General features: G+C 33.4%; 6 protein-coding genes. 1 reads left to right on the top strand and 5 read right to left on the bottom strand.

Features of this window, described 5'->3' with window-relative positions; translation table 11 throughout:
* Window position 1: 1 nt before the first annotated feature.
* From DSZ37_RS15810 to DSZ37_RS15825, 4 genes are all read right to left on the bottom strand, one after another.
* Window positions 2–2602: an AAA family ATPase gene (locus DSZ37_RS15810; protein WP_109727831.1), complete on the bottom strand. Its 2601-nt coding sequence runs from the start codon at window positions 2600–2602 to the stop codon at window positions 2–4.
* A 26-nt stretch (window positions 2603–2628) separates the two neighbouring features.
* Window positions 2629–5220 (bottom strand): DEAD/DEAH box helicase, encoded by a 2592-nt coding sequence (locus tag DSZ37_RS15815; RefSeq protein ID WP_109727832.1) that lies wholly within the window; start codon window positions 5218–5220, stop codon window positions 2629–2631.
* A gap of 1 nt (window position 5221) precedes the next feature.
* Window positions 5222–6130, bottom strand: a complete 909-nt coding sequence (locus DSZ37_RS15820) for a HamA C-terminal domain-containing protein (RefSeq protein WP_109727833.1) — start codon at window positions 6128–6130, stop codon at window positions 5222–5224.
* A gap of 508 nt (window positions 6131–6638) precedes the next feature.
* Window positions 6639–8843 carry a P-loop ATPase, Sll1717 family gene (locus tag DSZ37_RS15825; protein ID WP_181380343.1) on the bottom strand — a complete coding sequence of 735 codons (2205 nt, stop codon included), beginning with the start codon at window positions 8841–8843 and terminating at the stop codon, window positions 6639–6641.
* A gap of 647 nt (window positions 8844–9490) precedes the next feature.
* Between DSZ37_RS15825 and DSZ37_RS15835 the strand changes: the two genes are divergently transcribed.
* On the top strand, window positions 9491–12916 hold the full coding sequence (locus DSZ37_RS15835; RefSeq protein WP_109727836.1) for an AAA domain-containing protein: 3426 nt from the start codon (window positions 9491–9493) through the stop codon (window positions 12914–12916).
* 104 nt (window positions 12917–13020) lie between these two features.
* Here DSZ37_RS15835 and DSZ37_RS15840 read toward each other — a convergent pair.
* Window positions 13021–13226: winged helix-turn-helix domain-containing protein (locus DSZ37_RS15840; RefSeq protein WP_146198208.1), on the bottom strand; the 206-nt coding region annotated here is incomplete at its 5' end.

Below are 13226 nucleotides of genomic sequence, written 5' to 3' on the forward strand. Positions count from 1 at the left end.
TTTATTTTGGGCACTTATTACAACGATTCTTAAAATCTTCTGACCAAGCTAAGACTCTATCAATATCCTTTTCGACTTCCTCCAACGCTGGTAAGCTAACTGGACGTTCCACTGATTGTGAATGATCAAAATGCGAATACCGAGTCATCATCTCTTCAAAAAGACTAATATCATCATCTGTTATAACGTGGAGATATCGTAGACACATTGTTTTTATGGAATAATCAAATCGTGTAACAACTTTTGACAGCAACTCCATCTCGATGCCTTGTTCTATAAGGTTGCGAAATCTTGCACAAATTGCCTGTAAATAATTATCAGCAATACTATACTCTTGATTGGCATATAGTTTTTTAATTTTTGTAAGTTCTTCTTGTTTCATGTTTTTCAGTGCAGAACTCATCTTAATAGTTCCGTTATAAGTCGGAGGAGAAACAGGCTCACCTAATGGTTCATTTCTTAATTCAACTTCATGTGAAGTGACTTTATTTAAGGAGCCTAATCTAGCCTGCTCTTTATTGTATTCGTCTTTACAAGAAACTAATAATTGAACAAATGCAAGTCTATGCGTAAAAACGATTACCTGGCGCTCATTTGATAACGATACTAATCTTTGGGCAACCATCTTTTCATATTTATGATCAAGCGAAGTAATAGGATCATCAAAAATAAAGGGTAATATTTTGTTCCATGAAGACAAATCAGCAAGAAAGGCTGCTAAAGAGACTACTCTAAATTCACCTTCACTTAGGACTTCGCCTGTTTTCTTCTTTTGAACAGCCCCTCTTAATGCAACTTGATGATACGCTTTTCCTTTTTCAGCTTTTGAAACAAGTTCAACTTTAATCTTGTGATTACAATCCATAGCACTCATCTCATTATCAAATCTTGAAATATATGTATTTGTAATCAAAATCTGGGTTAAATCTTTTTTGGTTGTAGTAAGAGCATTTGTTTTACAGCTTGATATAGCTGCGTTTATTTGAATATCTTTTTTTCTTATCAGCTTATTTTCATTTATCCATTTTCTTGCAAGGAGATCATTTACTTTAATAATCTGTTCATCTCGATTTGTTATGATATCTTGCAACGATTTTATTCTTGTCGCATAATCATTTAGTAGCTTTTCTTTTGCATCTTGTAAGACTTTTATTTCCGATGATACAGGAATAGTTGTTTCAATATCATCTGTATACTCCAAAAGCCATTTACACCTTGCTTTAATGTTCTTATATTGCTCAATGATATATTGAATTGTATTATCTTCAATACTACTTGATCTTAGTATCGATTCAACTTGTTCAATATTGATACCGGAATAAATATTTTTCAGTTTTTCTACAGTAGTTTCAAATGTAGAATGTGCCTTTTCAGACGCCTTTATTGCATTTGAGGTCATGTATTTATAAAATTCAGCAATTCTTCTATTTGCCGCGTCGGATATGTCTTGCTGACAAAGAATACATTTTCCATCTGCTATGATTGTATTTGAGACATCTGATGTTGATTCCTGAGAAAATTTAACAGCAGCATCCCACATTTTCTTCCATTTATCGGAACCTGTTTTATTTAATACAGATACTTTATTAAGTCCTTCTATCAAATTATCGGCTTCTCGCTTTGTTTCAATCTGTGCTTTACGTTGCAATAAGTATTCTTCACTAAAGCTATTGCCAGTTTTAGTAATAAGGTCAATCAGTATTTGGTATTGTTTATCCACAACACCTTTTTGAGCTTGTAACGCCTTTAATTGTTTGGAAGGATCTTGATCTTGTAATCCTTCCTGTAATGAACTAAGCTGCTTTTGTTGGTTTTCATCCCAGATATTATCTGATATAAATTTATCATATGCTTTAATCGTTTTTAAGGCTAAAAAGTCGGTTATAGATTTGTGGCTACTTACATCCTTACCCAGAGCTGTCTGTTGAGCTAAATTCTCGCTGCTTATTTCGTCAAATTTAGCTTTTACCCCTTCATATACCGTTGTCATTATAGAAAGTATGGATAATATATGTGGTTCATATATCACCTCATTTTTTTCTTCTGCAAACCGCTTGGCAATAGAAGAGTCATAAATATTCAAGGGGCAAGTACTTTTCATACTTGGTTTCCAATGAATTTGTTGTTCATTCCCATCATCACTATATGTAAGCAATGCTTGAGGACTTGGGCAATCAGTTTTATAAATATCACCTATTATGGCATTCGAATTCTTAGGAGATACAGCACTTTTTAATATCCTCACATACGACGATTTTCCACAGCCATTTTCTCCGTACACAATCGTAAGATTGTCACCGAACTCCAAAGGTCTCGTTGGTGATAAAGCACCAACACCTTGGACTTCGGAAATACTCTTTAATATAACAGGACAATTACTGGTATTTGAAAACTCCACTGCCGAGGGGAATGTAGTCGAAGGAGCAAACTTGCTATTTTCTCCGAGATATTCAACTTTTGCTAAAGCAAAAGCCCTGACAGTCAGCTTCTCAATATCTTCATTTCCTTGCCAAATCTGACAGAATAAATCTTTTTGCCAGTCTTCTGCTTTTTCAAACCATTTTTTTATTATAGATAATGCATCTGTATGAATTCCATTCATACGCTCACCTTCTCATTCATATATTATTACAAAACATAGTTATCAATAAGCACTTCGAGCAATTCCTTATATTCCTCTTTCTTGCCCTTCTTTAGCTTTTCATGTATTTGCTGCCTTTTCATTTCTATTAATTCCTGATCATCATTATAAATAAAATACTCATGGAAATCATCATAGAAAAGTTTTGAGAGATGTCTCGGAACGCCTATTTTCTGTATTTCAATTAATTCTTTCCTTAATGTACCATGCTCCATAAACAATGCCCAGTCTTCTCCGCCTCCGCCTTTACCATCACGTTTTTCCAAAATACAATAATAGTTTTCAAAATAATTCTTTAAATCAAATCTTATTACCTTATCAATTTCACTTATTGTATTATTAATGATAATGTTTATATGTCTTTGGTTATTCGGATCAAACTTAACTATGTTCATTTGACCTGAAGACAAATATCCATCTATTATTGTTTTTCCGCGAGAAGTAAAAATAGTTTTTTTAATAATCTCATTGATTGACTTACTATTCATCCAATCAGACATCAAACTTGCATAATGTTTTATAAAATTCTTATTTTCCTTGGGAAATAGTGGCTTTTTCCCTTTACTTTCTTCTTTTTCCCATCCATACAGTTCCCAAAGATGACTAAGCATATTTAAACAGTTTTCATATGTAGGTTCCAATAGTTGCGGTGTATACATAGGCGACATATTCCATATTTTGTCTTGATATTCAGCCTTTATTAACGGGAATCTACATATTATTTCAGATGGAACCGAGAGATTCTTACCTATCTCGGCTATTTTCTTCACACTTTCAGGTTCCCTTTTTTGAAATTCATTTCTTAATAAACTCGGCTGATTATCCGTAAAATGCGATATTAAGACATTTGAAAACGCATTATAAACACGGCGCTGTGTTTCGGAAACATTTTCTCTTGTAAACTTTGTTCCCTCGGCAGCACGGAATACATTTTTATAAAAGTGTGATTTCCCAGTAACAATGTCTGAACTTATAGGTCCTATCTTCTTGTTTTTTATCAGGTCGATATTCTCTTTTTTATTCCATCTTCCCTCTTTATTGATCCATCTGACACATATTACGTTTCCACATAACTCTTTTGTCAATCTACCTGCTCGTCCCGCTAAATTCCAGAAATCAATACTCTTAAAATTCTTATCTCCAATCTGATTATTTAGAATGAATATATTTTGTGCTGGAAGATTAACTCCTTCTAATAGTGTCGAGGTACAGAATAAATAATGCAACTCTCCTTTTTCATAAAGTCTTTCAATTATATCTCGAACTCTCTGAGGTAATTTTCCAAAATGAAATCCTACGCCATACCTGATAAGGCTAACTAAATAATAATCAGGATGAATAAAATCGGCTATTTCTTTTGCTGCTTTATTCAATTCATCTGATTTTTCCAAATCAAGGACCTCTATCATTTTCTTAGCACAATTAATTGTATCCTCAATTGTGTTACAGTAAATAAGACTCTTAGGATTTTTGTTATCGACTCTTATTGAAATATCTCTGATCAACGCATAAAGATTATCAGGAAAATCATAATCGGCATCGATAAGCTTTTCATTTAAATCTGAGAAGATTATATTCTTCTTTTCAAGCATATCTATAAATAGTCTGCTCTGACATACCGGTGATTCTGATATTGTTTCTGTTTCATCTGATGTTTTATTAAACAACTTCAGGAAAACATCTACATTACTAATATTAGGCGAAGAGAAGAACAGCTTACAGCTTTTCCTTTCCGCTAATGATATTGCATGATAATATACAACAGCTCTTGTATCCTCAGATAAGATTTTCTGTGCCTCATCCACAAAGACATACTCTATTGAAGGATTATTAGCAGCAGAAAAATAATGAAGTAATCTCTCCGGGGTGAACACAAAGATGTAATGGGCATTACTTGAACAAAATAATGCAGGTATATCTGGGCTTGAACTCAGATAATATCCATCAATTCCATCAAATATGCTCTTAAATTTCTTTAATGTCTGAGATACGAGAGCTCTTGTAGGTACTACGAAAGCTATGTTCAATCCCCTTTTATTATTCATCATCAGATATTTAATGTAAGAGGTAAGTATAAATGATTTACCAAATGAAGTCGGTCCGGAAAAGCTAAAATGATTCTTATCCAAAAGTTCCTCAAGTAGTTGAAACTGAGCATCCGTAAACACCTTGTCGCTATACGGATCCTTATTAATTATCTCTTTAAAGCTCTTTTCGAGAGCGATATCAAATGGTAATTCGGTATTTTCGCTATTATTAAGAAGAGTAAATCCTGGGAAATTCCCTAACCTAACCATTATTCCCTGAGAATAGTACATATATCTCGGATCATTCTCATAAAAGCACTTTAAACAACTAATTATCTTAAGTGCAAAATTTTTATGCTGCGCATCAGATGATAAAGATAGAATATCAGCAAATGTTAAAATGTCGACATATTCGCTTGGGGATAGTTTATTAACCGATATTTGCTCATCAGATAAAAGCTTATCCCAATACATTTTTTCTAAGGTTTGAAATAGTCTCAAAAAATATTTATCAACTACCGCATCATTAGCCATTTCATCAATAATATTCATCTTATCCAACTACTTCCTTTAATATTTGCTCCCGGTTCTCATCCAATTTTTCCATAGGTAACAGATAGAAATAAATAGAATGTCCACTTAATTCTTTTTCTTCAATCAACTTTAAAATAGACGGTATCATTTTTGTTATCTGCTGTGTTAATATATCAAACAGCCACTTTCTAAAATCATCGCTACTTCTTTTTTTCTCTTTCTGATCAATATCAATATTAAATAAGACAAAAATAGCAAAAGCAGTATCAACATTATATTTGGAAGATGCCTTAGGATATATTAAGCTTTTTACAAATTCGCAATCCTCCGGAGTAAATGCTTCATTCGTAATAAAAGCGTTCAAAAGGCCTTTTTCAAATCTAATGCCTCTTAATTCACCTGATTCATCATCTTTTATTTTTTCATACTTAAAATCGTGAATACTATTTACTGCTTCTTTAATACCATTTTTTAAATCAGAATAAACTTTTGATTCACCATATATCAATTGATAATTTTCATCTGATACCTTCAGATAATGAACTCCATCTGCGCCATTAAAATAATTATTAGGATTCGTCTTAAGCTCCATTTTACTTAGCAATTTTGGGGCATTTAAATCGCTTTCCAAAAACGAAAACATCAACAATTCTCCAAGCTCACCTTTATTACTGCTTAACTTACGGAACTTCTCTCTAACTAAACGAGATAAACGCATCGGTTTATTCTTATACTCTTCCCATGTTCGACGTGATAAACAATAATGTCCCGCTGCTTCCATTAATGAGTTGATCAAACTTTCAAAACTCATTGAATTTGCATCTATGTATGGACAATAGAACTTCAAAGTATTGTTATCATGTTTTTCATTATATAAGAGATAAAAATTCTCTAAAAAATCATTTTCCACGGAAGTATCGATACCCATAATATTTCCTCTTTACACTTACTGAAATATAATAAATACACTTTGAATATAAAACACTCATTGGCCAAAAGCATCATAAGTTTATGCCAACTATATCACTATAACAATTATACACCTTTTAGAGTTGAATTTCAATACTTTTTGTCGATAATATCACTTCGGTTTATCAATTTCATAAAACAAAGACTTAGAAATTTTAAAATGCACATCCAGACTATTTGTAAAGTCATTAACAAAATCGGAATAAACGGATGTACACTATTTCGAGTTTCCGCTTATTATTTTCATGTACAGTTTTTTACATAATAATGTTAGTGCGACAAAGAATATGTAAGGGGACCTTAGTCCCCTTACAACAGTTTAATATTTTTCCAAAGCATTATCGAACTATTTAATGCCTGGCGAGACAATTATTACTATACTCTTAATAGGTTACTCAAATTCATCACCATATTTATAATATTTTTTGAACAAAGCTTATTACCTAATCAGTAATTTTCATTTCATATCAAATGCTTGGTATATTGAATTGTTTAATAATATATTGCTTTAAATCATCTATGTCATTATATGTATCATACCAAGTTCCATTTAATAAGCTATTAAAATAACCGAGTTGTTCAAAAACTCTATTATCTTGCACTACCTTTGATTTGAATTTCTCACTACAATCATTTGCAATATACTCCCCTCTAGCAATATCAACATCCTTCAATACATATACCTTAACATTTTTATGGTTTTCCTTTGCAACAAGATATTCCATAAAACTAACACTAGGCGTTATTTTAATTACTTGTTCCTTTTCATAATAACACCGATATTTTTCGCCAACATATCTCCCACCAAATGTTTTATCAAATAAATACACAATATGTTTGCATCTAAGCATAACATCGATACAGTGATCTTGAGTTTTCCCCTTTTGCCTATCTGAATATTCTTCATTATCCATAGATGGAAAATCAGGATCCTCATATGCAAACACAGTGTACCCCATTGATTCAAGCAGCCTTTTTATTTCCTTTCTCTTATCTCCTATATCCCGGCCAGTAGAAGACAGAAAAACATTTTTGTCAGATCGATTCCCCAATAATGAATTAGCTGAATCAATCATATACCTAATCTTATCCTTTGGAATCGTTTGATCCAAGTCATTAGAATTAAAAGGACAAAGCAAAAAATTTTTACCAGATATTTCACGTTCGGATTTAGCTATATTTGCTAATCCAGGATGAAGATAGTACAGTTGCTCTTTAGGAAGTGAAGAAGAGTTAGTTAAAAATTCACTCTGCCCCATATGTTTAATCTTGCATGAATACTCCAATGTATGAGTGCTTTTATGTATTCTTCCAATTAAACCTACATTGTATAAAGAAGAAAAATAATGAATATTCTCACATTCGCCACATTCATCATCTAATTTTTGATCATTCTTGCTACAGCAATGTTCTTTAATTAACTCATAATTTAAAACATCCGTTGGCAGTTCTTTTATAAAATCGATTATTTGCTCTTTATAAGAGATATCTCCCTGGCACTTCATAAAAGGGTCTAAGAAAAACAAATACGAATTGCACTCCATTTTTGACAATTCATTTATCCAATCACGCAGCACTCGGGTTCTATCCTTAATATTGTTTTTCACATCAGCATTCTTTACTATATGATCATGAATAGATTTACACATTTCCATTATGTCTCTTGGTCTCTGAAAAGTGTGCCTATATAAATAATTCCAAATCGGTTCAGATTCACCAGAATTATGTGAAATCCTATCCACCCCAATTAAAGCCTTTATGGGATTTTCAATAACATCGATAGGGGAACATAAATTTTCAGGATCCTCATTTTTTATATAACCATGAAACATTTTATATAAATCTTCTCGTGTATACTCTAGACTTATAATATTATCTCTAATTTTAGAATAATCTACAGCTATTTCTTCTCCACGATACAACGCTTCTTTTCTAATGCTATAATATATTTTAATATGATTTCGACTGGCAAATAGAGTATTTACCGCGTCAGCAAAAGCCAGTTGAGCATAAGCCCAAATAGAATAATTATACTTACCTTGTGTAGAATTATTTGCTCCTGGTATTCTAAAAAAGTCAGCATTAAATGGCTCTTCAAGTTTATCAATAAACATTGCAACTTGGCTCTGTATTTTTTGAACAATGTCAAACAGAATGGTTGAATCTTTAACTATTAATCTCAGAATCGCTTTATCGTTTATTGCTATTATTTTATGTAAAACTGAAAAAACACCAATATGTTTTTCTTCTAAAAGATTAAGCGTGAAATCCGATAAATACTTTTTACAATTATTTACCTCCAGTTCGTTTCTCCGCAAATCCTCAAATTCTTCCTGTGATAAGAGATATATCGCAATGCAAGAAATCCATAAGGATCTCCAGTTGCCATAGCTTGATAAAAAACTAATATGAACATTATCCAAAGGCAAAGAACCAGAGGCATCGACCATCCTATCTTTAGGAAGAATTAAAACTGAATTGTTTGATTCGTTTTGAAGTTTTATTCTTTTGGCTTTCAGCAAGAAAGTCTTTCCCATCCCTTTACAACCAGCAATGCCTTTTGAAGAATTCGAGTTCATAAACGTAGCAACTTGATTGTTATAGTATAACAGATTCATAATGGTTTCATCAGAAAAAGAAATATTATCAGCAGACACTCTCCATATACACATATTATACATCTCCATTCAAACTATTAATGATGTTTATTTGCTTGAATATTCACATCACTGTTTACATAATAATGCTGTAAAACGCAATAAACATTATTTTGTCGATACGCACAAAATAATAGCCACATTTTCAACAGATTTTACAAGGTAACATTACAATCTTATCGGAAATAGAACATTTCCTTTATATCCCCTTGTCGACTATACAGTATACTTCTCTGCATACATATTCAACGTCATTCTTCCGCCGTAATGTGTGCAGAACCTTAATAACGATTGCATCGCTTATCTTTTGGTGATCAATATCATCGCCTTTCATCATTATTTTATGGTTTGTTGTTAGAGTATTTATATTAGCAGGTGCCAATATAAGATTCCTGCACACAACTAATAATTCTAAGGATGATTACTGTATTTATTATACAACATTTTACAAGATTATACTGGAAATTGTAACAATTTACAGTTTTCTTGTAATTTTCTAAGAATTAGTTACATAATCCGAAACTGAAAAAATTATAATTATTATTTTGTTATTTAAATCCATAGTGATATTACAATATTAAAGATAATACTTATATTTAAAATTGACTGTTTTAAATTACTGTGTTATAATAAGTAATAGTATACAATAAGGAGAAAAGGCGATGATCCCAAAAGAAAATATATTGAATGCCTGGATAATGTGTGAACATCTATCAGAAGGCAACATGAATTTAAAAGATAAGAAAATCAGATCATTCACAGAACTTATTAATAATAATTACTATGATTTCTTCCTTCGCCTTATAAACGAAGAACTCGATCGGATTCGATCAAGTTCTAAAAAGGCTGGGATAGTTGTATATTTTAATATATTTGAATTCAGTGAGGTAGCGGATATTCTCCGAACTGAATACCATCTTGCCCCCACAGAAGAAGAAATAGAAATGGGAATCAAGTTTGGACTTGCTGTAAGCTTTGATCAGTATCTTAACCTTAATAAAGATGCTACTTATCTGACAGGAAGTGAATATATCAGAAGCAATAAATGTATCCCTGACGAAAAAATTTTTCACGAATATGAGGATGCTCTAAAACTCGAAATAGAGCAGCTGTTAGATTACGGTGAAATACCAGAAAACGAACACAAATCCTTTTTTAATAATGCTATGCTAAAGCTAATGGAAAAAACAGGAGCTTCTCCTGATAAATGCCGCATAGAATTCATGAAAGACCTTGAAGATGGCACGAATAATCTGCACTCATTCTTTATCAGTGATCTGGCAAAGGCAAAAAAGATAGACACCTCCAATCTGATTGAATATCTCTACGGATTTAACGGACGTCGTTCAAACCTTGATAGCAAAAAAGGTTCTCAGAATTTTAATGCCAAATTATTTGAGGATATCCTTTCTCCTGCGAATTATCCTATTGGAAGATTTCCAAGCAACACTGACTACGCCCTTAGCTTTATGCAGCAGGTCGCAGTTAACCTCGCAACAGGCTATGATCACAGAACTATCCGCAGTGTCAATGGTCCTCCCGGCTCAGGCAAAACCACGCTCTTAAAGGATATTTTTGCAGAACTAATTGTGAAACAAGCCTATGATCTTGCAAATCTTAGTGAATATACTATCCGAGGAGGAGAAGCCACCAGATACTATAAAAAGTTGTCTATCGGTGAGCTTCCTGACAGTATCGCTGAAAACAATATAGTCGTAGCAAGTTCGAATAACGGAGCTGTTCAGAATATCGTCAACGAATTACCGCTTATCTCAAAAATCGATGACGATCTGGTGTGTGCAGTTAAAGAAGCCGATTATTTTTATGAGCTTTCCAACTGTAAATTCTATACTAAATGGGAAAAAGACGACAGCGGAAAATCAAGAGAAAAATGTTTATATGAAGAACTTTCCGAACCTGACAGAAACTGGGGGCTTTTCTCTATGGAAGGCGGAAGAGCAGAAAACATGAATGCGATCCGCTCTGCAATAAATCATATATTTGAATATCTAAACGAAGAATATATCCCCGATCCTGACATATATAAGGAATTCCTCAAAGAGTATCAGGATGTAGTGGCGCTGAGAAAAAAAGCTGCGGACTACGCTGAAAAATGCAAGGCTATAATTTCTTATCGAAAGGACTATGAAGAAAGTTCTGTCCTTCTCACAAACAATCGCAGCATAAAAGAAAACGAAGTCACAGGCAATATTTCAAAGCTTGATGCAGAAATATCATCTTATACTCAAAAGCAAGAACTCATAAATTCACAATTAGAAGACATAATAAACAATCGAAAAGAAATACAGGATCATAAAGAACAGTATGAATCGGTACTTGCTTCAATAAATAATCAGAAACCCGGTATTTTTTCATTCGGAGCAAAAAAACGGGAATATAACGAAATGTTAAATAAAGCCAATCAGAAGCTCCTTGAATCTATCGATGAAGATAAATGTCTTGCTGATAAAGAGCGTGAACTTAAAAGAGAGCTTGATATTATCACTAAGAATATATCGCAGTTCAATGAAAAGATATCCGCTGAAAAAAACGAATTCAATGAATGGCTCAGCCGAAAAGAACATGAACTCAGCAAATTGAAAGCTATAATAGATAAGCTTCAATGTGAGATCACTTCATATTCAGGTGTTCCGCTTGATATGTCACTCGAATATGTTGAGCTCCAAATGTCAGCTCCTTGGTTCAATAAAGAGTATCGTATCGCACAGTCAAAACTTTTCATTACTGCTCTCCGTGCCAGAAAACAATTCTTATTCGACAATAAAGATAATATCAGAGCAGCATTTATGATCTGGACACTTCAGAAAAACTATCTTGAAAACAAACGTCTCATAAGTGCAGCATGGAACTGGATAAACTTTGCTATTCCGGTTATCGGCTCAACTTTTGCAAGTTTCGGACGTATGTGTCAAAACCTTGATGAGAACACTATAGGTCAACTGTTCGTTGATGAAGCAGGACAAGCATTGCCTTGTGCAGCAGTAGGTGCAGTATTCAGAAGCCGCAATATCATGATGGTCGGAGACCCTTCACAGATTCAGCCTGTCCAGACGTTAGATTCTAATATAATGGCTTTGCTCAGTAAACACTTTGAAGTCGATGAGAAATACCTTTCAAAAGAAGCCTCCGCTCAGACACTGGCAGATTCAGCAAGCCAATACGGCTACTATTTCGATAAAGACAGATCTGAAAACTCATGGATAGGCATTCCTCTCTGGGTCCACAGAAGATGCGATTATCCTATGTTTACCATTGCAAATCAGATATCATACTTTAATATGATGGTTCAAGGAAACAAAAAGAACGGTAAGGCCGGATGGTTTGATATAAAGGGCAGAGCTAATAATAAGTATGTTAAGGAACAAGGCGATTTCCTTGCCATGAAACTGGAGGAAATGATAAAAAAAGATCCTGAGATCATTGACAAAACCAAACCTGACAAGGTATATGTTATCACACCGTTCAGGTATGTTGCATTAATGCTGGCAAAACGTCTTGAAAAAATTGGTTTTACCAGATATGATGATAAGAAAAAAGCAGCTAACATAGGCACAATACATACGTTTCAAGGTAAGGAAGCTCCTATAGTATTTATGGTTATGGGAGCAGATGAAACCAGCAAGGGTGCTGCCAGCTGGGCTGTCAGCGAACCCAATATGATGAATGTTGCGGCTACCAGAGCAAAAAACGCCTTTTACATCATCGGCGACAAAAGCCTATACAAAAGTCTTCGCAGTGAAGTTGCTGACGACACTATCGCCATAATTAACAAGTATAGTAATGAGCATCCAGATCTTGTGGATAATAACATAACGCTTGAAAGCTCCATAAAACTTAAACATTCTGATAATGTCATTATCTCAGGAAAGATAATAAAAGTTAGCAAAGGGCATCAAACTAATTATGCATATATAAAGGGATCCGACGGCAAAAGGTATACTGTAAACGAAAAAATGTATGATAAAATCGTCAACGCAGATAAAATCATTATTGAAGGCAATAGAGTGAAATTCACACCAATCACCTCACATGGTACTTCTTATGCAACAAACATTTCTGTAGAATGAACAATAGACTCTTTTTTATGTAACTCTTAAGATATTAAGGCAGTGCCCCTTATGATAAATAAGGGGCACTGCCTATTCATTTCATCTTTATATACGACTTCTGCTCAATCTATTATTTTCCAATAACCTTTATGCGTAGTCCCCACTCTCCTTATTATCTTTTCATCCTTTAATCGCTTAACATAATACTTTACCCTATCCCGCTTCCAATCAAGCTGTTCTGCAATCTGCTTTTGAGAATACTCGGGATGCTCCCTTATTACTGCTAAAACCAATTCGGATAACTCAGTTTGGGTAGGAGTTTGGGTAG

Source organism: Ruminococcus flavefaciens (genome assembly GCF_900116855.1).
Taxonomy (GTDB): domain Bacteria; phylum Bacillota; class Clostridia; order Oscillospirales; family Ruminococcaceae; genus Ruminococcus; species Ruminococcus flavefaciens_R.